Source organism: Ramlibacter sp. (assembly GCF_028292805.1).
Lineage (GTDB): Bacteria > Pseudomonadota > Gammaproteobacteria > Burkholderiales > Burkholderiaceae_C > Ramlibacter.
Genome location: NZ_JAQGLS010000160.1, coordinates 1 through 19,121, shown reverse-complemented (window position 1 = coordinate 19,121; position 19,121 = coordinate 1). Strand labels below are relative to the sequence as shown.

Genomic DNA, 19,121 nt, shown 5'->3' with positions numbered 1-19,121 from the left:
GTCGTGCCTGCTGTCTCGCGGTCAAATCCGTCGCCGGACGTAACTCCGTCACGGTTTCGCGGACTGCGAGAGCAGCCACTCGCACACGCGGGGCCAGCAGGCATGCGAGGGGTGCCGGGTGCGCTGCAACAAGCCATGACAAAATCGTCCGCATATGGCTTCCCCCCCCGACCAAGAACCGACCGGCAAAACCAGCAACTTCCTGCGGGCCGTCATCGACCGTGACCTGGACAACGGCACTTACACGCAGCGCCAGTGGGGCGGCAGCCCGGGCGACGCGGCGCACCACCAAGCGGGCGAGCCCGACCCGGCACGCATCCGCACCCGCTTTCCGCCCGAGCCCAACGGCTACCTGCACGTGGGGCATGCCAAGAGCATCTGCCTGAACTTCGGACTGGCGCGCGACTACGGCGGCGTGTGCCACATGCGCTTTGACGACACCAACCCCGAAAAGGAAGAGGTGGAGTACGTGGACGCCATCAAGGACGCCGTGCGCTGGCTGGGCTTCGGCTGGGAGGCCAACGGCACCAGCCACCTGTACCAAGCCAGCGACTACTTCGACTTCATGTACCGCGCGGGCGAATACCTGATCGAGGCCGGCCACGCCTACGTGGACGAGCAGACGCCGGAAGAGATGCGCGTGAACCGCGGCGACTTCGGCAAGGCCGGCACCGACAGCCCGTTTCGCAGCCGCAGCATCGACGAGAACCTGCGGCGCTTTCGCGAGATGCGCGACGGCCAGCTGGAAGATGGCAAGGCGGTGCTGCGCGCGAAGATCGACATGGCCAGCCCGAACATCAACATGCGGGACCCGACTATCTACCGCATCAAGCATGCGGAGCACCACAACACCGGCAACAAGTGGTGCATCTACCCGATGTACACCTTCGCGCACCCGATCGAGGACGCGCTGGAGAACATCACCCACAGCATCTGCACGCTGGAGTTCGAGGACCAGCGGCCGTTCTACGACTGGCTGCTGGACCGGCTGGCCGAGGGCGGCCTGGTCAACACGCCGCACCCGCGCCAGTACGAATTCGCCCGCCTGAACCTGACCTACGTGATCACCAGCAAGCGCAAGTTGAAGCAGCTGGTGGACCAGGGCCACGTGGCGGGCTGGGACGACCCGCGCATGCCGACCATCGTGGGCCTGCGCCGGCGCGGCTACACGCCCGAGAGCCTGCAGCTGTTTTGCGAACGCATCGGCGTGACCAAGTCGGACACCTGGATCGACTATTCGACGCTGGAGATCGCGCTGCGCGACGACCTCGACCCGAAGGCGGCGCGCGCGATGGCGGTGCTGGACCCGGTGAAGCTGGTGGTCACGAACTGGGACGAGGTGATGGGCGCGGGCCACCTGGAGCCGTGCTCGGCGCCGGTGCATCCGCACCTGCCCGACCTGGGGCGGCGCGCGTTCATGTTCGGCCGCGAGCTGTGGATCGAGCGGACGGATTACGAAGAGACGCCGCCCAAGGGCTTTTTTCGCCTGTTCCCGGGGAACAAGGTGCGCATGAAATACGGCTATGTGGTGGAGTGCGTCGGCGCTTCGCGCGATGCGTCGGGCGCGATCGTGGAAGTTCAGGCCCGGCTGGTGCCTGACACCAAGAGCGGCACGCCCGGTGCCGATGCTGTGAAGGTAAAGGGCAACATCACCTGGGTGGGCGTGGCCGACGCGGTGAACGCGCAAGTGCGGCTGTACGACCGGCTGTTCGCGGTGGCGCAGCCCGATACGGGGGAGAAGGACTTTCTCGAGGAGCTGAATCCGAACAGCTTGAAGGTGGTGACGGCCTATGTGGAGCCGTCACTGGGGAACGCAAAAGGGGATCAGAGATTCCAGTTCGAGCGGCACGGGTACTTCGTGGCGGATCGCAAGGATCATGCCGGGGAGGCCGGCAAGGCTGTGTTCAACAGGGTGGCGGGGTTGAAGGATTCATTCGGAAGGTAGGCGTGTTCAGCCGTCGCTTCCAGTTGCCCATCGCGCTGACGAGGCACGCGCGCGAGCGCATGGCCAGGCGAAAGATCGGCGAGGGGTTGGTCGTAGACATCATCGACGGGTGTGGGCAAGGACGCGGGCGCTGGGGATCTCCACCCGCAACCGGCCCTCGCCAGGAAGCACCGTTTTTTCCGGTCGTGCCGTTGCGCTGGTTGCCTGCCGCATCGGGCTTGGCCGCGCCGGCTGGGCAGCCCGGATGGTGCCCCAGCTCGGCGCCCATCGCCCGCGATCAAGGCCTTCTTGAAAGCCATGGACGCAGCGTTGACCGCCTCGCCGGCCATGGGGCCGGTAACGAACTGGTCAATCAGTTCCGTCGCACAAAATTCAGGATCGGGCCAGCCAGCCAGTCGCATCGTCTAGTTGCTGCCACACCGCTGGCAGGTACACACCCGCGACTGGACTACTGAGGCGCAGATCCGGGGTCTTCCAACCACTTCAGCGCAGCGCCAAGGTCGTTGTAGAAGACCCGGTAGTTGGACTCGCCCGCATGCCCGAAGGCAATTCGCGCAAGGTACGCGATGCGCGTGTTCGGTACAAGGAGAGCGGTACGCAGCGATGCGGAACGCAGATGCGCCCTCTTGGCTATCTCTAGCTGTTGCTGAAAAAGCACCACCTCCATCTCCGGCGCCTCCAATTCCAGGCCGTCATAGAGCACCCTTACATGCTGCGTCTCACGAGCAAGCTCGAGTACACGGTCTTCGCACTCCCTCAACAGCTCCGCGGTCACGTGACCGCGGATCCGCGCCACGATCACGGAGCCGACGGGCTCCACCCAGATACGCTCGTCTCTCATGCGTCAATGCTACCTCCACGCGGCGTACCCCGGCGCCGTTTCGGTGCACCCCGCCAATTGGATGGGGGGAGTTCTGCGGTACCGCCGGGCACTCGAGCCAGCGTCTGAAGGGCGCCGAGCGACGAGACGGGATCACCAGACCCTCAGGCTTGTCCGTTGTCCGCATCGATCAGGCCCGCCAGGCAGGATCCCCCGTCCCGCTCGGGATTCATCGCGTCCCCCGGCACGCGGGAAACGTGGAACATCCCCAGAACTCGGCTCCGGCCTGGGTCCCTTTCCTGGCAGTGCGCTTGACCATGGGCGCACTGCACTTCGGACACGACACTGCGGCTGCGGGCGCGACAGGTGTGGCGCTGCGCGCGGGCTGACTGCTGCCGGGCGCGCGGTCGGCCCTCGCGGCACCGGCTTGTTTCAACAAGCCGAACAGCTTGCTCCCGTCCACCAACCGCACGTTCCTGCCGCTGGCGAACGCCACGGCGTCATCGGTGAAGCGCCCGGAGGTCACGACGAAACCGCCCGCCGCGCCTTCGGCGGCCATCACGCCGTACAGCTCGCGCACGACATCCACGCCGACCTTGAACGCCTTCCACTGCTTGCATTGCACGAGGAAGGTCTCGTTGCCCTTGCGAAGCACGAGATCGACACCGCCGTCCGGCTGGGCACCGCCCCGCTCGCGGACCTCGTATCCCTGCAGGCGGAACGCCTCGCCGACCAGCATCTCGAATTCGCGCCAGGACATGCCGTCGAGCGAATGCGCGCTGGAGGATCCCGTGACATTGGCTGCGAGCGCCTCGCGCTTGCTGCGCCTGACCAAGGACATGAAGGCGCCAACCAGGCACAGCGCTGGCGCGACGTACTGGAGCACCAGCGAGACGCTCGAGACCATGATCCATTGGAAGTTGCCCGCAAGCACGCGCGAACTCGTGATGACTGATTGCGGTCGGGTCGCCAGCCAGTGGAACAACAGGTAGCTCGCCCCCGCCAGCGCAATCCCCGCCCACCACGGCATCCTGGCCACGAGATCCATGACGTCTTCGGCACCGCTGGTGCGCTTCCTTCTGGCCATTGCCGTCTCCCCTGTTCTTTGGGAGCCATCGTAGCCTCGACGCCGCGGACCGTCCATGCGCACTTGGTTTCGAAGCGCACGGCGAGGGAAGCCCTGCATTACCGGCTGCGCGGGAATGACGCGTCCCGTGCCCTGCGGCCGTGTCGACCTCCGCAGGCAAGCCCCAAAGGATCTGCGCACCTCACGCGCGCCGCGGATCCGGTGGGCGCCGACCCGATGACGCATGAAGATCCAGTCTGGGGACGATCGGCCCCAATTTTTCGTACCTCTCACCCCTGCACGATTGCCTTCAATTTCCTCAGCGCCGTCTCCCACTGCTGCCCGATGACTTCCAGCGAGCGGCGCGCCTCCTCCACCTGCGTCGGGTCGAACTGCCAGAGGCGCTCCCGGCCGATGCGCAGGTCCTTGACCAGGCCCGCGTCCGCCAGCACCCGCAGATGCTTGGTCACGGCCTGCCGGGTCAGGTCGGTGTTCGCCGTCAGCTGCGCGATCGAGTAGAAGCCGCCGGCGCACAGCACGGCCAGCAGGCCCAGCCGCGTCGCGTCGCCCAGCGCAAAGAAGACGTTGGCCAACGCCGGACCGGGCAACGCGGCAGCGGCGGGCACGGCCGCCTTACTGCGCGGTGACATGCTTGCGGACGTTCTCCAGCTGCCCGTCCCAGCCGCGGCTGTTCATGCGGAAAGCTTCCATCCACCGCTCCGGCGGCACTTTACCGAAGCCCGATTCGACCGCCTTCACCAGGGTGCCTGCGTCGGGCGAGTCCTCCAGCGTCCAGAGCACCAGGGTGCATTCCTCCTGGCTGTAGTCGACCTGGAGATCGACGGCATACGGATGCCAACGCCAGGCCTGCGTGTGCTCGGGCTCCAGGCGCTCGATGGTCACGCCGAACAGCACCGGCTCGAAGCCCTTGCTGTTGATCCGGCCCCGGGTTCGCTGGCCCGGCACAACGCCTGGCCTTCCAGGTCGGCGCCGAACCAGCGGCCGAACTCTTGCGCGCTCGGGATGGCCTGCCAGACGCGGTGGCGCGGCGCGGCGATCAGGGTGCTGCGCTCGATCGAGTCGCTGACTGCGGTCATGGACATTCGGCTCTCCTTCGGTGAGGTCGGCGGGGATGGTGCCCAGCAAAGCTGCACACCCTGCATGGTGCAACCGGATGGTTGCGTGTCGACTGTGCGCGCCAGGCCAAAAACATGCAACCATTTCACTGCCGTTTCCCGCACTGCACAATCCCCCGCATGGCCTACACCGTCACCCCCACCCGGCGCCAGCTCGCCATGGCCGCCATGCTCGCGCTGGCGGTGTCGGGCGGCTTCATCCGCCACTTCGCCGACAACCCGTCCACGCTGCGCGACGTGGGCACCTTGCTGCTGGTGTTGTGGCTGCCGGCGGTGGGCAACCTGATCGGCTTTCTGGTGCGCAAGATCCCGCGGCGCGCGCCGCCGGCGACCGAGTTCGCCGACGCCAGCGTGTTCTCGCCGCATCTGCAGGTCCGGCTCGAGCCGACCACGGAGTCGGCCGGCATGCTGGCGGCGCTCGACCCGGCCACGCACACCTGCACCGTCATCGTCGGCCGCCGCGGCTTCACGGCACGGCTGGCCGAACCGCTGGCGCAGGTGCTGGATTCGGAAACCTCGCAGCTGGCGCCGATCGAGTTCCTGCACCCGGCGGGCGCGCTCGCGCAGCTGGTGCCGGGCACCGATTTCTTCCTGCTCGCGGGGACCACCGCGGTCGCCCGGGGCCGCGTCGTCGCTCAATCGCGGTAGGCGCGCAGCCCGGCACCAACTCGCACCGCCGTCCGCGGCCGCGAGAGGGCTTTTCCGCCTCAGGCCACCTTCGCCGGCGCAACCAGGCCGATCTGGTCCAGCGCCGCCTTCAGCTGGCCCACAGTGCGCTCGACGTTGTGCCACTTTTCCAGGCCGAACAGACCGACCCGGAAGGTCTTGAAGTCGGGACCTTCGTCGCACTGCAAAGGCACGCCGGCGGCCGTCTGCAGGCCTTCGTCGAGGAATTTCTTGCCCGACTGGATGCCGGGGTCGGTGGTGTAGCTGACCACCACGCCCGGCGCCTTGAAGCCGTCGGCGGCGACGCTGGCCAGCCCGCGGCTCTCGAACAGCGCGCGCACCTTGCGGCCGAGATCTTCCTGCTCGGCCCGCACCTTGGCGAAGCCGTAAGCCTTGGTCTCCACCATGGTGGCGCGCAGGCGCGTCAGCGCATCGGTCGGCATGGTGGCGTGGTACATGTGGGCGCCGCCTTCGTAGGCTTCCATCACCTGCAGCCACTTCTTGAGATCGCAGGCGAAGCTGCTGCTGGTGGTGCCGTCGATGGCGGCGCGGGCGCGCTCGCTGAGCATCACCATGGCGCAGCAGGGTGAGCTGCTCCAGCCTTTTTGCGGGGCCGAGATCAGCACGTCGACGCCGGTGGCCTGCATGTCGACCCAGACCGCGCCGGAGGCGATGCAGTCCAGCACGAACAGGCCGCCCACCGCATGCACGGCGTCGCCCACCGCCCGCAGGTAGTCGTCCGGCAGCAGCATCCCCGAGGCCGTTTCCACGTGCGGGGCGAACACCACCGCCGGCTTCTTGTCGCGGATGGCGGCCGTCACTTCGGCGAGCGGCGCCGGCGTCCAGGGCGCCGTCGCGCCGCTGCCCACCTTGCGCGCCTTCAGCACGGTGGACGACGCCGGGATCGCGCCCATGTCGAAGATCTGGGTCCAGCGGTAGCTGAACCAGCCATTGCGGATCACCAGCACGTCCTTGCCGCCGGCGAACTGGCGCGCCACCGCTTCCATGCCGAAGGTGCCGCTGCCCGGCACCAGCACGGCCGAGCGGGCGTTGTAGACCTCCTTGAGAATGGACGAGATGTCCGTCATCACGCCCTGGAAGCTCTGCGACATGTGGTTCAACGCGCGGTCGGTGTAGACCACGGAGAATTCGAGCAGGCCTTCGGGGTCGACAGTGGGCAGCAATCCGGGCATGGCGTCTCTTCGTACAAGGAGGAAAGGGAAGCTTAGCACCCGCTTCAAGGCCCTGCCGGCCGCCGCATTTCAGCTCACCGTTGCGCCTGCTGCGCCTGCGGACCGCCGCCCACCCTCCAGGGCGCGCCTAGGCGGTCCGTCACCATGCCGAAAGCTTCGGTCCAGAAAGCCTTGCCCATGGGCATGCTCACAAGAGCCGCCGGCGGCCAGCGCAATCGAAGGCGCGCCGGGCCTCGTTCGCCCTGGGGGAGTTGAGCGCCACCGCGAAGCCGCGCATCGCGCCCTGGTCGTCCGACGGCACATCGCAGGCCATCAGCATCCGTCCGTCCAGCACCAGGCGGGCATGCATGATCCGGCTCTTGCCGCCCGGCGTGCAGGCCCCCGGTTCCGGCGAGTCGCCATGCGACAGCATGGGCTGCAGCTCGCCGCCCAGCGCCTGGTGGTAGCAGCGCATCGCCTCGGCGCAGTTGCCGTTGAAGATAGCTGGCGAGCATGGGCATGGGGCCCTCCGTTGGTTGGGGTGACGGGCGCGGACTGCAACCCGCGCCCATTCGCACGACGAACGGGCGCCAGCGAAATCGACAACGCGCCGCTCAGGGCGCCTGGTAGCTCACCGCCTGCAGCTCCAGCGTGAACCGGCGCGGGTCGCGCACGAAGAACAGGCCGGCTTGCCGCGACGATTCGCCCGGCAGGAACTGGAACTCCGTTTCACTGTGTTCCAGCACCGTGTCGCCCTGCTTGAGGTCGCCGCCGATCTTCAAGGCTTCCGCCGTGGCCCGGCCGCTGTTGGTGACCCGCAGTTCCACCAGGAAGCGGCCGCCCTGCGCATGCACCGCGACGACGTCGATCTTCGGGTCGGGCGGCGTCGGCGGGCCGGCCAGCGCCTGCACGACGAGGTAGCCCAGGCAGGCCAGCACCAGCAGCAGCCCGAGGCCCGCCACCATCCACTCCCAGAACGGCGGCGGCCCTTGCTGACCGGGCCCGGGCGCCGCAGCGTCGTCGTGGTCCCTGGCCTGTTGCGTGCGTCCCATGTCGCCTTCTTCAGAGAATCAGCCGCGCCGCGGCGGCGCCGATGGCGGCGGGAAAGGCCAGCACCGCCACCGCCTTGATGGCGTGCAGCAGCGACAGGCCGTCAAAGCGCCCGAACGACCACAGCATCCAGGCGCACAGCAGCAGCACCAGCGCGTAGCCGGTCACCGTGAAGCGCAGGAAGATGCTCCAGGCCGAAGCGTCGCGCGGCTTGTCGTGGCTGCCGCGGAACGCCAGCGCGTAGACGAAGGCGTGCATCGCGGCCAGCGCCAGCAGCATCAACACGATCGCCTGCCACTCGGTGCATTGCAGCGCGATCACCATCATTTCGTCGGTCGGCGCCAGGTTGAAGGCCAGGAACAGCGCGCCCACGGCCATGATGAACAGCTCGCTGGCATAGGCCTCGGCGCCGCCGCGCGGCGACTTCGCCTCGTCGCGCTCGCCCAGCTGCGTCTGCGCCAGCAGCGCGCCGATGCTGGCCGGCAGCGCCTGCAGCGAGACCTTGCCGACGATCTCGCGCCACGCCATGTCGCGCGCCAGCAGGCCGCAGGCCGACAGGATCACCAGGCTGGCGACGATGCCGACGGCGAACGCCACCAGCGCATCGACCACGTCGTCGCGCCAGCTGAAGGTCGGCTCGAAGCCGGAATGCCAGGACAGCAGCACCAGGAACGGCAGAAACACCGCCAGCAGCAACGCCAGCCGCGCCGGCTCCATGTGGAAGCCGAGCCACCACATTTCCATCGTCATCATCAGCGGCAGCCCGAAGATCACGGCGCCCGCGAACGCCCGGGCCAGTCCGCGGGCGAACATGGCGTTGCTCTCGCGGGCGGCGCTTCTCATCCGCGGCAACGATAGCAGCACTGGGGCTCGACGGGGGCCCCTCGCGGAGCTGGACCGACGGGCAAGCGTGGGGCGTGCGTGCGCAGGCCGGCACCGGGACGACTGCGGCCTGCTCGGCTTCTTGCGATCGGTTCGCGTCGCCAATGCAAATGCAAAGGGCCCGCGCGGGGCGGGCCCTTCGGATCTTCGGGTTGCGAATCAGTCGTTGGCGTAGATGTCCACGTCCTTGGTCTCGCGGATGAAGATCATGCCGATCACGAAGGTGGCGGCCGCGACGACCACGGGGTACCACAGGCCGTAGAAGATGTCGCCGGTGGCGGCCACCATGGCGAACGCGGTGGTCGGCAGCAGGCCGCCGAACCAGCCGTTGCCGATGTGGTAAGGCAGGCTCATCGAGGTGTAGCGGATCCGGGTCGGGAACAGTTCGACCAGCATGGCCGCGATCGGGCCGTACACCATGGTCACCAGGATCACCAGGTACACCAGGATCACCAGCACCATCGTCGTGTTCATCTTCGTGGTGTCGGCCGCAGCTGTCAGCCCCTCCGCCTTGGCGGTGTCGGTCAGCCCCTTGCGGAACTCGCCGATCGACTTGGCGCTCTCCGGCGCGAACGCGTCACGCTTGTCGTTGAGCGTGGCGGTGGGCGCCGTCAGCACCTTGTCGCCCAGCGTGATGGTGGCTGGCTGGCCGGCCGGGCCGGCCTTGTTCTCGTACGGAATGTAGGCCTGGGTGAGCGCCCGCTTGGCAATGTCGCAGCTGGTGCGGAAATCGATGTCGCGCGCGATCGGGCTGCCCTGGAACGAGCACTCTTTCTGGTCGGCCGTGACGGTCACCTTGTTGGCCTCCTGCGCCTGCACCAGCGCCGGGTTGGCGTACTTCAGCAGCAGCGGGAACACCGTGAAGTAGGTCAGCGCGGCCAGCAGGCAGCCGGCCATGATGATCGGCTTGCGGCCGATCTTGTCCGACAGCACGCCGAAGACGATGAAGAACGGCGTGCCGATCAGCAACGAGGCGGCAATCAGCAGGTTGGCCGTGGTGATGTCCACCTTGGCGATCGTGGTCAGGAAGAACAGCGCGTAGAACTGCCCGGTGTACCAGACCACGGCCTGGCCGGCGGTCAGCCCGAGCAACGCCAGGATCACGATCTTCAGGTTGGGCCACTTGCCGAACGATTCCGTCAGCGGCGCCTTGGAGGTCTTGCCCTCGGCCTTCATTTTCTGGAAGGCAGGCGACTCGTTCATCGACAGGCGGATGTACACCGACACGCCCAGCAGCACGATCGACAGCAGGAAGGGGATGCGCCAGCCCCAGTCGCCGAAGTCCTTTTCGCCCAGCCAGTTGCGCACGCCCAGGATGACCAGCAGCGACAGGAACAGTCCCAGCGTTGCCGTGGTCTGGATCCAGGAGGTGTAGGCGCCGCGCTTGCCGTGCGGCGCGTGCTCGGCCACGTAGGTGGCGGCGCCGCCGTACTCGCCGCCCAGCGCCAGGCCCTGCAGCATGCGCAGCGCGATCAGGATCACCGGCGCGGCGATGCCGATCGTGGCGTAGCTGGGAAGCAGGCCGACGATGAAAGTGGACGCACCCATGATCAGGATGGTGACCAGGAAGGTGTACTTGCGACCGATCATGTCGCCGAGCCGGCCGAACACGATGGCGCCGAACGGCCGCACCAGGAAGCCGGCCGCGAACGCCAGCAGCGCGAAGATGTAGGCGGAGGTCGGATCCAGCCCCGAGAAGAACTGCCTGGCGATGATCGCGGCGAGCGACCCGTACAGGTAGAAGTCGTACCACTCGAACACGGTGCCCAGCGACGAGGCGAAGATCACCTTCTTTTCGTCACCGCGCAAGGTCGTGACGGGCCCTGGCCCCACGTTGTCCACCGTCGAAGCAGTTGCCATGATGTCTCCTCTTGTGAGAAGCAACAGTCTTGGAACTGCGTCTGACTCCAGGCTGACGTTTGGCCGCGCCAGGGCCCCGACTCGGCTGGGGAAATCCCTTAGAAGCGGCGCCTCGCGTCAGGGCCGCGTCAGCTGGCTCTAGCTTTTGAGCCGGTAGCCGGTGCGAAAGATCCAGGTGATCGCCGCCAGGCAGGCCGCCATGAACACCAGCGTCATCACCAGGCTGGTGCCGACGCCGACGTCCGAGATGCCGTAGAAGCTCCAGCGAAAGCCGCTCACCAGGTAGACCACCGGGTTGAACAGGCTGATCTTCTGCCAGATCGGCGGCAGCATGTCGATCGAATAGAAGCTGCCGCCCAGGAAGGTCAGCGGCGTGATGATCAGCGTCGGGATGAACTGCAGCTTCTCGAAGCCGTCGGCCCAGATGCCGATGATGAATCCCAGCAGGCTGAAGGTCACGGCCGTCAGCACCAGGAACACCAGCATCCAGCCCGGATGCAGGATCTTCATCGGCACGAACAGCGCCGCCGTCAGCATGATCACGATGCCCAGGAAGATCGACTTGGTGGCGGCCGCGCCGACATAGCTGATCACCACCTCCAGCGGCGACACCGGCGCCGACAGCAGCTCGTAGATGGTGCCGGTGAACTTGGGAAAGTAGATGCCGAACGAGGCGTTGGAGACGCTCTGCGTCAGCAGCGACAGCATCACCAGCCCGGGCACGATGAAGGCGCCGTAGCTGACGCCGCCAACCTCGGGGATGCGCGAGCCGATGGCGGAGCCGAACACCACGAAGTACAGCGCGGTGGAAACCACCGGCGAGACGATGCTTTGCAGCAGCGTGCGCAAGGTGCGGCCCATCTCGAACAGGTAGATGGCGCGGATGGCATGCAGGTTCATGGTCACTGTTCCCGCACCAGGCTGATGAAGATGTCTTCCAGCGAGCTTTGCTGGGTCTGCAGGTCCTTGAAGGCGATGCCGGCGCGCTCCAGCCCCTGCAGCAGCTCGGTGATGCCCGAGTGCTCGCCCCTGGCGTCGTAGGTGTAGGTCAGCGCGCTGCCCCCGGCCGCCAGCTGCAGCGGGAATTCGGCCAGCGCGCCAGGCAATTGCGCCAGGGGCTGCGCCAGCTGCAGGGTCAGCTGCTTCTTGCCCAGCTTGCGCATCAGTTCCTCCTTGTCTTCCACCAGGATGATCTCGCCCTTGCTGATCACGCCGATGCGGTCGGCCATCTCCTCGGCCTCGTCGATGTAGTGGGTGGTCAGGATGACGGTCACGCCGGTGGCGCGCAGACCGCGCACCAGCTCCCACATCTCGCGCCGCAGTTCCACGTCTACGCCCGCGGTCGGCTCGTCCAGGAACAGCACCTGTGGCTCGTGCGCCAGCGCCTTGGCAATCAGCAGGCGGCGCTTCATGCCGCCCGAGAGCGTGCGGATCCTGGCGTCCTTCTTGTCCCACAGCGACAGCGAGCGCAGCACTTTTTCGATGTGCGCGGGGTTCGCCGGCAGGCCGAACAGCCCGCGGCTGAAGCTCGTGACCTTCCACACCGTCTCGAAGGCGTCGGTGGTCAGCTCCTGCGGCACCAGGCCGATCATGGCGCGGGCGGCGCGGTAGTCGCGCACGATGTCGTGCCCGCCGACGGTGATACGGCCTTCGCTGGCATTGACGATGCCGCAGACGATGCCGATCAGGGTGGTCTTGCCGGCGCCGTTGGGGCCCAGCAGCGCGAAGATCTCGCCGCGCCGGATCTCCAGGCTGATGTTCCTGAGGGCGTGGTGGCCGGAAGCGTAGCGCTTGGAGACGCCCGCGATGGAAAGGATGGCTTCGGGCATGTGGGCGCGACGATACCCGATCACGCTGGTGCGTGCCGGCAGGCGGCGTACCGGTTAAAGTCAGGCATAACGAGGAGCACCCCATGGCCAAAGGCGAACAGCGCAGCAACAAGATGGCGAAGAAGCCCAAGAAGGACAATTCGCCCCCGAAGGAAGGCTCGAGCACTTCCGACCGCCCGATGCCGCCGACCACCACCGTGGTCCCGGTGCGCGGCAAGCTCAAGAACAAGGTCGGCTAAGCCGATTCGACCTCGTCGCCGGCGTCGTCCGGCGGCGTAACGGGCGCCGGCCCGGGCGGCCGCTCCCCCACCTGTTGCCGCCACATGGCGTAGTACAGGCCCTTGGCAGCGACCAGTTCGGCGTGGCTGCCCTGCTCCACGATGCGCCCGCGCTCCAGCACGTAGATCGTGTCCGCGTGCAGCACCGTCGACAGCCGGTGGGCGATCAGCAGCGAGATCTGGGTGCGCTCGCCCGAGATCCGGCGCACCGTCTCCGTCACCTGCTGCTCGGTCAGCGAGTCCAGCGCCGACGTCGCCTCGTCAAAGATCAGCAGCCGCGGCTCCCGCAGCAGCGCCCGGGCGATCGACAGCCGCTGGCGCTCGCCGCCGGACAGCCGGGTGCCGGCCTCGCCGATCACCGTGTCCAGCCCCTGCGGCAGCCGCGCGAGCAACGCGCTGCACTGCGCATGCTCGAGCGCGGCCAGGATCTGCGTGTCGGTGGCGTCGGGCCGCACGAACAGCATGTTCTCGCGCACGGTGCCGCCAAACAGGCTGGTTTCCTGCGTCACGTAGCCGACCTGCCGCCGCGCCTCGTTGTAGCGCAGGCGCCGGGTGCTGACGTCGTTGAAGAACACCTCGCCCGCGGCCGGCCGGTACAGCCCGAGCAGCAGCTTGACCAGCGTCGACTTGCCCGAGCCGGACGGCCCGACGAAGGCGATCGTGTCGCCGCGGCGGGCGACGAAGCTGACGTCGTCCAGCGCGTTCTCCTCGGCGCCGCGGTGCCGGAACACCACGTGCTCGAAGCGCAGCGACTCGATGGCCCCGACGTGCACCGCGTCCTTGGGCCGCTGGTCGACCGGCTTGGACATCAGCTCGGCGAAGTTGGTCAGCGAGGAGCTGGCCTCGCGCCAGGCCAGGATGACGCTGCCCAGCTCCTGCAGCGGCGCCAGGATGGCCACCGAGATGAACTGCATGGCGATCAGCTCGCCGGTGGACAGCACGTCCCGAAAGATCAGCCACAGCAGTGAGAACAGGATCGACAGCTTCAGCACGCTGAGCGTGGTGCCTTGCAGGAACGACAGCCAGCGGATGCGCCGCACCTTGGCCATCTCCAGCTCGAAGATCTTCTGGGTCTGGGCTTCCAGCCGCCGGATCTCGCGGAAGGTCAGCCCCAGGCTTTTGATCAGGGCCACGTTGCGCAGGCTCTCGGTGATGAAGCCGGCGTTGCGGGTGGTTTCGCGGTTCAGCGCCCGCTGCTGCGAGCGGATCTGCCGGCTCAGCAGCCCGGACAGGCCGCCCAGCACCAGCAGGCCGACCAGGAACACCGGCACCAGCAGCCAGCTCTTGGTGACGGCATACCAGAGCAGGAAGGCCAGCCCGATCACCGACGCATACAGCACGTTGATGAAGGCGTTGATGAAGCGCTCGGTGTCGCGCCGCACCCGCAGCAGCAGCGACAGCGTCTCGCCGCTGCTTTGTTCCTCGAACTCCTGGTAGCGCAGGCGCAGCGTCTGGCGCAGGCCGTCGTTGAAGATCTGGGTGCCGAAGCGCTGCACCAGCAGCCGGGTGAAGTAGTCCTGCATCGCCTTGCAGGCGCGCGAGGCGATGGCCACCGCAACGGCCAGCGCCAGCAGCCGCAGCGCGCCTTGCACCAGCGCAGCGTCGCTCTTGACGTCGCGCTGGTTGGCGTAGTCGTCCACCAGCCAGCCGAAGATGATCGGGTCGACCAGCGCCAGCACCTGGGACAGGCCGGCCAGCAGCAGCGCCAGCGCGAGCAGCCGGCGCTGCGGTTTGAGGTATTTCCAGAGCAGGGACATGGCTGGCGCAGGATACGGCGGCGGCGCCGCTTCAGGCCGTCGGCAAGGTGAAGTAGAAGGTCGCGCCTTCGCCCGGCGCCGCCTGCGCCCAGACCCGCCCGCCCTGGCGCGAGATGGCGCGTGCCACCGTGGCCAGGCCGATGCCGGTACCGGGGAACTCCTCGGCATCGTGCAGCCGCTGGAAGGTGCTGAACAGGCGGTCGGCATAGGCCATGTCGAAGCCGGCGCCGTTGTCGCGCACGAAGAACTCGCCAGCCTGCGCCGAGCTGCCCAGGGTGATCTGCGCCTGGTCGACGCGGCCAGTGAACTTCCAGGCGTTGCCCAGCAGGTTCTCCAGCACCGAGCGCATCAGCCGCACGTCGCCCTGCACCGCCAGCCCCGGCTGCACGCTCCAGCGCACCCGCCGCTGCGGCTGATCCTGCTGCAGCCGCTGCAGCACCTCGGCGCCCATGTCGCTGAGGTTCACGGTGCCGCGGATGATGTCCACCTCGGACACCTGCGCCAGCGCCAGCAGGCCGTCCATCAGGTGCGTCATCGTCTCGGCGTTGCCCATGATGCGCGCCAGGTAGTGCTGGGCGCGGCCGGACGGCAGCACGCCCAGCTCCTCCTGCAGCAGGCGGCCGAACGACAGCACCCGCTGCAGCGGCGACTGCAGATCGTGCGACACCGAATAGGCGAAGGCTTCCAGCTGCTCGTTGGCCAGCCGCAGCTCGGCCTTGCTTTGCAGGATGTCCGTGATGTCGGTGTCGATGCCGACCCAGAAGGCGACCTCGCCTTGCGCGTCGCGGATCGGCTCGGCCCGGTAGACGGTGCTGTGGTAGCTGCCGTCGCGCGCCCGCAGCCGGCGCGTGCCCGCGTAGACGGTGCCGCCGGCGCGGGCCCGCCCCCAGTTCGCGCGGGCCTCGCCGACGTCGTCCGGGTGCAGCAGCTCCATCCAGGCAAAGCCTTGCCAGCGCGGCGGCGTGCCGCCCACCAGCTGGTACCAGGCGCGACTGAAGAAGGTGGCGGCGCCGGACGCGTCCACGGTCCAGAACGGCAGCGGCGCTTGCTCCGCCAGCGTGCGAAACAGCGCCTCCTGCTGGGCGAGCTGGCGGGTGCGCCGCGCCACCTTCTCTTCCAGGTTCACGTTCAGCTGCCGGATTTCCTCCACCATCCGCAGCCGCGCGGTGATGTCCTGCTGGGCCCCCTGCACCGCCACGATGCGCCCCTCGGCGTTGCGCACCGGCTGCCCGAGCGAGCGGATCCACAACCGGCGGCCGCTGGCCGCGACCAGCTCCACCTCGATGTCGAACGGCACGCCGGTTTCCATGCTCTCGCGCAAGGCCCGCTGCGCGATGGCCAGCGAGTCGCCAGTGAACATCGCCAGCACCTGCTGCATGGAAGGAGCGTCGCTGGGCGACAGCTCCACGATCGCCGCGGCTTCCTCCGACCACGTGATCTGTTGGCTGGCCAGGTCCAGCCGCCAGCCACCCAGGCGGGCCAGCCGGCCCGCCATGCGCAGGAACTCCGCCTGGCTGACCAGCCGCGCCTGGGCCTGCTTGAGGGCATCGATGTCGGTTGCCGTGCCGTACCAGGCGGTGATGGCACCGGCTTCGTCACGGATCGGCACGGCCCGCAGCAGTTGCCAGCGGTCACTGCCGTCGCTGTGACGCAAGCGCATTTCCAGCTGCAGTTCCATCCCGCTTTCCAGCACCCGGATGATGTGCTCCAGCGCGCCGGCGCGGTCCTCGGGGTGCAGGCGCTCCTGCCAGCCGGTGCCGATCGCCTGCTCCACCGGCACCCCGGTGACCTCGGCCCAGCGCTGGCTGACGAACTGCACCAGCCCGCGCGGGTTGGCGATGAAGACGATCTGCGGCATGGCCTGGGCCAGCGCACGAAAGCGCCGTTCGCTGGCCGCGCGGATGCCGGCCTGGCGTTGCAGCTGCAGCGCCAGGCCAATGGCGATCAGCATGGCGCCGCCCCAGAACACGGAGGACAGCAAGGCGAAGCGCCGCCACGGTGCCAGCATTTCGACCTGGCCGATGCCCACCACCACGACCAGCTGCGGGTGCGCTGGAATGACGCGGTAGGCGCCCACCCGGTCGACCGCGTCGTACACGGACTTGAGGAGGACGCGCCCTTCGGGCGCGCGAGGCAGGTGATCGGTGAACAAGGGCAGGCCCGACATGTCCTGGCCCAGCAGGGACGGGTTGGCCGGACTGCGCAGCAGCAGCACGCCATGCCGGTTGTACAGGGCCACGCTGCCAGTGCCGCCGGCATCGACGCGGCCCCACAGCTGCTCGAAGTACGGCGGCTCGATGGCCGCGACGATGATGCCCTTGGGCCCGGCCGGGCCGGTGCGCAAGGGCCGCGAGGCGGTCAGCTGCCAGCGGCCCGTGATGCGGCTGCGGATCGGCGGACCGACGTGGAAGTCGACGTCGGGCGCATCGCGGTGGTGCCGGAAGTACGCACGGTGCGCCAGCTCGAGGCCGACGCTGGCGCTGGCGGAATCGAACACCACGCGGCCTTGCGGGTCCAGCACCCAGATCGCGCCCATGAACGGCAACTCGACCAGCTGGGCCTGCAGCAACCGGCTCCCCGCCGGCTCGTCCAGCCCGCCGGTGATCGCCAGCGCGTCGAGCCTGGCCTCGGCCAGCTGCAGCCGGGTGTCGACCGACTGCAGCGTGCGCGAGGTCTGCTCGGCGATCACCTGCGACAATGCCACGGCACGGGTCTCGCCGGCCCGCAGCGCCTCGGTGCGCAGCACCCACAGCGCGATCACCAGCAGCGCGCCGGTCAGCACCGCGAACGAGACCACGAGCCACGGCAGCCGCCCCTCCCCCGCGAGCAGCTCGTTGCCGGAGAACGCTGCGCGCTTCAGGCCGCCCGCCTTGGGCATCGGGCCGGCACCGTGCGGGCGGGCGTGGGCCGGGGCAGATGGGGGTGGTGGATCGGAAGTGGCGGCATGCCCGGCATTGTCCGTGCAAACCAGGCGGCCGCCGCGGCACCACACGGGCGGTTGGCTGACATCCACGGTCGAGCCTTTCGCGTGAAATACTCCGGTCAGTCACAGCAAGCAGGAGGTCAGCTATGAGCCAGAAAGCCACCATCCGGGGCGAGGTCAGTTTCCGCGTCGGCGACGGCGTGTTGCTGCCGATCCCCGACGGCCCGGTATCGATCGACGTGGCCGACGACAGCGTGACGCTCGGTTGGGAAGAAGGCCAAGGCAATGCCATCTCCACCGCCATCACCCGCGACGAGTACGACCGCTACGTCAAGGAAGGCAAGATCCGCGTCCAGGGCAGTTGAGGCGGGGCGGGCGTGTCATGATTTCGCCATGCATGCCTTTCGCCGCCTTTCTCTTTTCTCCGCGCTGGCCCTGACGCTCGCCGGCGGCCTGCTGGCCACGCCGGCCTCCGCCCAGCTGGCGGAGGAGGTTCCGTTCATCACCTCCCCCGACAACGTCACGCTGGAGATGCTGCGCATCGCCGGCGTGGGCAGTGCCGACCACGTGATCGACCTGGGCTCGGGCGACGGCCGTATCGTCATCCTCGCCGCCAGCCGCTTCGGCGCCAGCGGGCTGGGGGTGGAGATCGACCCGCAACTGGTGCAGCAAAGCAATCGCCACGCCCGCGACGCCGGCGTCGCCGGCCGGGTCCGGTTCCTGGAGCAGGACCTGTTCAAGACCGAGCTGGCGGGGGCCACGGTCATCACGATGTACCTGCTGCCCGAGTTCAACCTGCAGCTGCGCCCGGCGCTGCTGGCGTTGAAGCCCGGCACGCGCATCGTCTCGCACGACTGGGACATGGGCGACTGGAAGCCGGACGAGACGACGCTGCTGCCGGTGCCGGACAAGAAAGTCGGCCTGGAGAAATCCAGCAAGGTCCACCTGTGGCTGGTGCCGGCGCGGGTGGACGGCCTGTGGTGCGGCAACGGCGCCAGCCTGCAGGTGGCGCAGCACCACCAGCAGTTCGAGGCCCGGCTGGCCCGGGGCGCGACGCTGCGCCAGCTCGCCGGCCGCATCCGCGGCGACCAGCTGCGCAGCGCGCCGCAGGCCGACGCCACGCTCGAACTGCATGCCGCCGGCGACGCGCTCCATGTGGTCAGCGCCGGTGGGGCCCTGTCCGGGTTGCGCGGCGAGTTCCGTCGCGCCAGCGGCGCCAGCTGCCCCGGTTGACATGACCTGGCTGTGGGTCGCCATCGTGCTGTGGGGCGCGCTGGCGCAGCCGGCCGGCAACGCGGCGCAGCGCTCGCTGGTGGCGCAGGCCGGCACGCTGGGCGCGACCCTGGTGCGCTTCCGGTAGGGCATTGCGTTCGCCGCCGCCGTGCTGCTGCTGCACGCCTGGCCGGTCACCGTTGGGCCGATGCCGGGCTTTGGCGCCCGGCTACTTGGGCTGGCTGATGGTGGCCGCGCTGGGCCAGCTGGCCGCAACGGCCTTCCTGCTGGCCGCGATGAAGCCGCGCAGCTTCGTGGTCGGCGTCGCCTGCGGCAAGACCGACGCGCTGCAGGTGGCCTTGTTCGGCACCCTGGTCCTGGGCGAGCTGCCCGGCTGGGCGACGCTGCTGGCGATCGCGCTGGCCAGCGCGGGCGTCGTGCTGCTGTCGCTGCCGCGCAAGGCGTCGGCGCTCGGCGGCGCCCGCACCTGGACCAGCGGCGCCGCCGGCTCGGGCCTGGCTTGCG

Annotated in this window: 18 protein-coding genes and 3 pseudogenes; 7 read left to right on the top strand and 14 right to left on the bottom strand. The window is 68.4% G+C overall.

Annotation, left to right across the window (positions count from 1 at the left end):
- Window positions 1-154: 154 nt before the first annotated feature.
- On the top strand, window positions 155-1,945 hold the full coding sequence (locus JWP65_RS09635) for a glutamine--tRNA ligase/YqeY domain fusion protein (RefSeq protein ID WP_299763120.1): 1,791 nt from the start codon (window positions 155-157) through the stop codon (window positions 1,943-1,945).
- Window positions 1,946-2,077: 132 nt separating this feature from the next.
- Here the strand turns inward: JWP65_RS09635 and JWP65_RS09630 are convergent.
- From JWP65_RS09630 to JWP65_RS09610, 5 genes and pseudogenes are all read right to left on the bottom strand, one after another.
- A pseudogene (locus JWP65_RS09630) lies at window positions 2,078-2,346 on the bottom strand (IS256 family transposase); the annotation flags it as partial.
- Between the two features lie 47 nt (window positions 2,347-2,393).
- Window positions 2,394-2,786 (bottom strand): STAS/SEC14 domain-containing protein, encoded by a 393-nt coding sequence (locus JWP65_RS09625; protein ID WP_299763118.1) that lies wholly within the window; start codon window positions 2,784-2,786, stop codon window positions 2,394-2,396.
- A 208-nt stretch (window positions 2,787-2,994) separates the two neighbouring features.
- Window positions 2,995-3,852: a restriction endonuclease gene (locus JWP65_RS09620; RefSeq protein ID WP_299763116.1), complete on the bottom strand. Its 858-nt coding sequence runs from the start codon at window positions 3,850-3,852 to the stop codon at window positions 2,995-2,997.
- A gap of 269 nt (window positions 3,853-4,121) precedes the next feature.
- A complete protein-coding gene (locus JWP65_RS09615) occupies window positions 4,122-4,481 on the bottom strand; it encodes a helix-turn-helix transcriptional regulator (protein WP_299763114.1) in 360 nt (119 codons plus the stop codon).
- Window positions 4,465-4,928: pseudogene (locus JWP65_RS09610) on the bottom strand (SRPBCC family protein). The gene JWP65_RS09615 and the pseudogene JWP65_RS09610 overlap by 17 nt, the downstream one beginning before the upstream one ends.
- 159 nt (window positions 4,929-5,087) lie before the next feature.
- Between JWP65_RS09610 and JWP65_RS09600 the strand changes: the two are divergent.
- On the top strand, window positions 5,088-5,615 hold the full coding sequence (locus JWP65_RS09600) for a hypothetical protein (protein ID WP_299763108.1): 528 nt from the start codon (window positions 5,088-5,090) through the stop codon (window positions 5,613-5,615).
- A 59-nt stretch (window positions 5,616-5,674) separates the two neighbouring features.
- Here JWP65_RS09600 and JWP65_RS09595 read toward each other — a convergent pair whose 3' ends face one another.
- The 7 genes from JWP65_RS09595 to JWP65_RS09565 form a co-directional block, all read right to left on the bottom strand.
- Window positions 5,675-6,826 carry an aminotransferase class V-fold PLP-dependent enzyme gene (locus tag JWP65_RS09595; RefSeq protein WP_299763107.1) on the bottom strand — a complete coding sequence of 384 codons (1,152 nt, stop codon included), beginning with the start codon at window positions 6,824-6,826 and terminating at the stop codon, window positions 5,675-5,677.
- A 187-nt stretch (window positions 6,827-7,013) separates the two neighbouring features.
- Complete coding sequence (locus JWP65_RS09590; protein ID WP_299763105.1) at window positions 7,014-7,280, bottom strand: hypothetical protein; 267 nt, start codon at window positions 7,278-7,280, stop codon at window positions 7,014-7,016.
- Window positions 7,281-7,419: 139 nt separating this feature from the next.
- Complete coding sequence (locus JWP65_RS09585) at window positions 7,420-7,857, bottom strand: hypothetical protein (protein ID WP_299763103.1); 438 nt, start codon at window positions 7,855-7,857, stop codon at window positions 7,420-7,422.
- A gap of 10 nt (window positions 7,858-7,867) precedes the next feature.
- On the bottom strand, window positions 7,868-8,698 hold the full coding sequence (locus JWP65_RS09580) for a TIGR02587 family membrane protein (RefSeq protein ID WP_299763101.1): 831 nt from the start codon (window positions 8,696-8,698) through the stop codon (window positions 7,868-7,870).
- Between the two features lie 198 nt (window positions 8,699-8,896).
- A complete protein-coding gene (locus JWP65_RS09575) occupies window positions 8,897-10,597 on the bottom strand; it encodes an MFS transporter (protein ID WP_299763099.1) in 1,701 nt (566 codons plus the stop codon).
- 138 nt (window positions 10,598-10,735) lie between these two features.
- Window positions 10,736-11,497, bottom strand: coding sequence for an ABC transporter permease (locus JWP65_RS09570; RefSeq protein ID WP_299763097.1), 762 nt, complete (start codon window positions 11,495-11,497; stop codon window positions 10,736-10,738).
- Window positions 11,498-11,499: 2 nt separating this feature from the next.
- Window positions 11,500-12,426, bottom strand: coding sequence for an ABC transporter ATP-binding protein (locus tag JWP65_RS09565; protein ID WP_299763095.1), 927 nt, complete (start codon window positions 12,424-12,426; stop codon window positions 11,500-11,502).
- Window positions 12,427-12,509: 83 nt separating this feature from the next.
- Here JWP65_RS09565 and JWP65_RS09560 point away from each other — a divergent pair, with 83 nt between their 5' ends.
- Window positions 12,510-12,665 (top strand): hypothetical protein, encoded by a 156-nt coding sequence (locus JWP65_RS09560; protein ID WP_299763093.1) that lies wholly within the window; start codon window positions 12,510-12,512, stop codon window positions 12,663-12,665.
- On the opposite strand, the gene JWP65_RS09555 is transcribed toward JWP65_RS09560, so the two are convergent.
- Both JWP65_RS09555 and JWP65_RS09550 read right to left on the bottom strand, forming a co-directional pair.
- The gene (locus JWP65_RS09555; RefSeq protein ID WP_299763091.1) at window positions 12,662-14,461 is read right to left on the bottom strand and encodes an ABC transporter ATP-binding protein; all 1,800 of its coding nucleotides are present in this window, start codon (window positions 14,459-14,461) and stop codon (window positions 12,662-12,664) included. The two genes, JWP65_RS09560 and JWP65_RS09555, sit on opposite strands and share 4 nt — an antisense overlap.
- Before the next feature lie 31 nt (window positions 14,462-14,492).
- Window positions 14,493-17,339 (bottom strand): PAS domain S-box protein, encoded by a 2,847-nt coding sequence (locus tag JWP65_RS09550; protein WP_299763089.1) that lies wholly within the window; start codon window positions 17,337-17,339, stop codon window positions 14,493-14,495.
- A gap of 191 nt (window positions 17,340-17,530) precedes the next feature.
- Here JWP65_RS09550 and JWP65_RS09545 point away from each other — a divergent pair, with 191 nt between their 5' ends.
- The 4 genes and pseudogenes from JWP65_RS09545 to JWP65_RS09530 all read left to right on the top strand — a co-directional run.
- Window positions 17,531-17,749 carry a hypothetical protein gene (locus JWP65_RS09545; protein ID WP_299763087.1) on the top strand — a complete coding sequence of 73 codons (219 nt, stop codon included), beginning with the start codon at window positions 17,531-17,533 and terminating at the stop codon, window positions 17,747-17,749.
- A gap of 28 nt (window positions 17,750-17,777) precedes the next feature.
- Window positions 17,778-18,617, top strand: a complete 840-nt coding sequence (locus tag JWP65_RS09540) for a cyclopropane-fatty-acyl-phospholipid synthase family protein (protein ID WP_299763085.1) — start codon at window positions 17,778-17,780, stop codon at window positions 18,615-18,617.
- A 1-nt stretch (window position 18,618) separates the two neighbouring features.
- Window positions 18,619-18,744: a hypothetical protein gene (locus tag JWP65_RS09535; protein WP_299763083.1), complete on the top strand. Its 126-nt coding sequence runs from the start codon at window positions 18,619-18,621 to the stop codon at window positions 18,742-18,744.
- A 70-nt stretch (window positions 18,745-18,814) separates the two neighbouring features.
- Window positions 18,815-19,121 (top strand): annotated as a pseudogene (locus tag JWP65_RS09530) (EamA/RhaT family transporter); the annotation flags it as partial.

Excerpts from the sequence above, each read along its gene's own strand:
- JWP65_RS09635 (WP_299763120.1), top strand. The coding sequence starts at position 155 with ATGGCTTCCCCCCCCGACCAAGAACCGACCGGCAAAACCAGCAACTTC.
- JWP65_RS09625 (WP_299763118.1), bottom strand. The coding sequence starts at position 2,786 with ATGAGAGACGAGCGTATCTGGGTGGAGCCCGTCGGCTCCGTGATCGTG.
- JWP65_RS09620 (WP_299763116.1), bottom strand. The coding sequence starts at position 3,852 with ATGGCCAGAAGGAAGCGCACCAGCGGTGCCGAAGACGTCATGGATCTC.
- JWP65_RS09615 (WP_299763114.1), bottom strand. The coding sequence starts at position 4,481 with ATGTCACCGCGCAGTAAGGCGGCCGTGCCCGCCGCTGCCGCGTTGCCC.
- JWP65_RS09600 (WP_299763108.1), top strand. The coding sequence starts at position 5,088 with ATGGCCTACACCGTCACCCCCACCCGGCGCCAGCTCGCCATGGCCGCC.
- JWP65_RS09595 (WP_299763107.1), bottom strand. The coding sequence starts at position 6,826 with ATGCCCGGATTGCTGCCCACTGTCGACCCCGAAGGCCTGCTCGAATTC.
- JWP65_RS09590 (WP_299763105.1), bottom strand. The coding sequence starts at position 7,280 with ATGCGCTGCTACCACCAGGCGCTGGGCGGCGAGCTGCAGCCCATGCTG.
- JWP65_RS09585 (WP_299763103.1), bottom strand. The coding sequence starts at position 7,857 with ATGGGACGCACGCAACAGGCCAGGGACCACGACGACGCTGCGGCGCCC.
- JWP65_RS09580 (WP_299763101.1), bottom strand. The coding sequence starts at position 8,698 with ATGAGAAGCGCCGCCCGCGAGAGCAACGCCATGTTCGCCCGCGGACTG.
- JWP65_RS09575 (WP_299763099.1), bottom strand. The coding sequence starts at position 10,597 with ATGGCAACTGCTTCGACGGTGGACAACGTGGGGCCAGGGCCCGTCACG.
- JWP65_RS09570 (WP_299763097.1), bottom strand. The coding sequence starts at position 11,497 with ATGAACCTGCATGCCATCCGCGCCATCTACCTGTTCGAGATGGGCCGC.
- JWP65_RS09565 (WP_299763095.1), bottom strand. The coding sequence starts at position 12,426 with ATGCCCGAAGCCATCCTTTCCATCGCGGGCGTCTCCAAGCGCTACGCT.
- JWP65_RS09560 (WP_299763093.1), top strand. The coding sequence starts at position 12,510 with ATGGCCAAAGGCGAACAGCGCAGCAACAAGATGGCGAAGAAGCCCAAG.
- JWP65_RS09555 (WP_299763091.1), bottom strand. The coding sequence starts at position 14,461 with ATGTCCCTGCTCTGGAAATACCTCAAACCGCAGCGCCGGCTGCTCGCG.
- JWP65_RS09550 (WP_299763089.1), bottom strand. The coding sequence starts at position 17,339 with ATGCCCAAGGCGGGCGGCCTGAAGCGCGCAGCGTTCTCCGGCAACGAG.
- JWP65_RS09545 (WP_299763087.1), top strand. The coding sequence starts at position 17,531 with ATGAGCCAGAAAGCCACCATCCGGGGCGAGGTCAGTTTCCGCGTCGGC.
- JWP65_RS09540 (WP_299763085.1), top strand. The coding sequence starts at position 17,778 with ATGCATGCCTTTCGCCGCCTTTCTCTTTTCTCCGCGCTGGCCCTGACG.
- JWP65_RS09535 (WP_299763083.1), top strand. The coding sequence starts at position 18,619 with ATGACCTGGCTGTGGGTCGCCATCGTGCTGTGGGGCGCGCTGGCGCAG.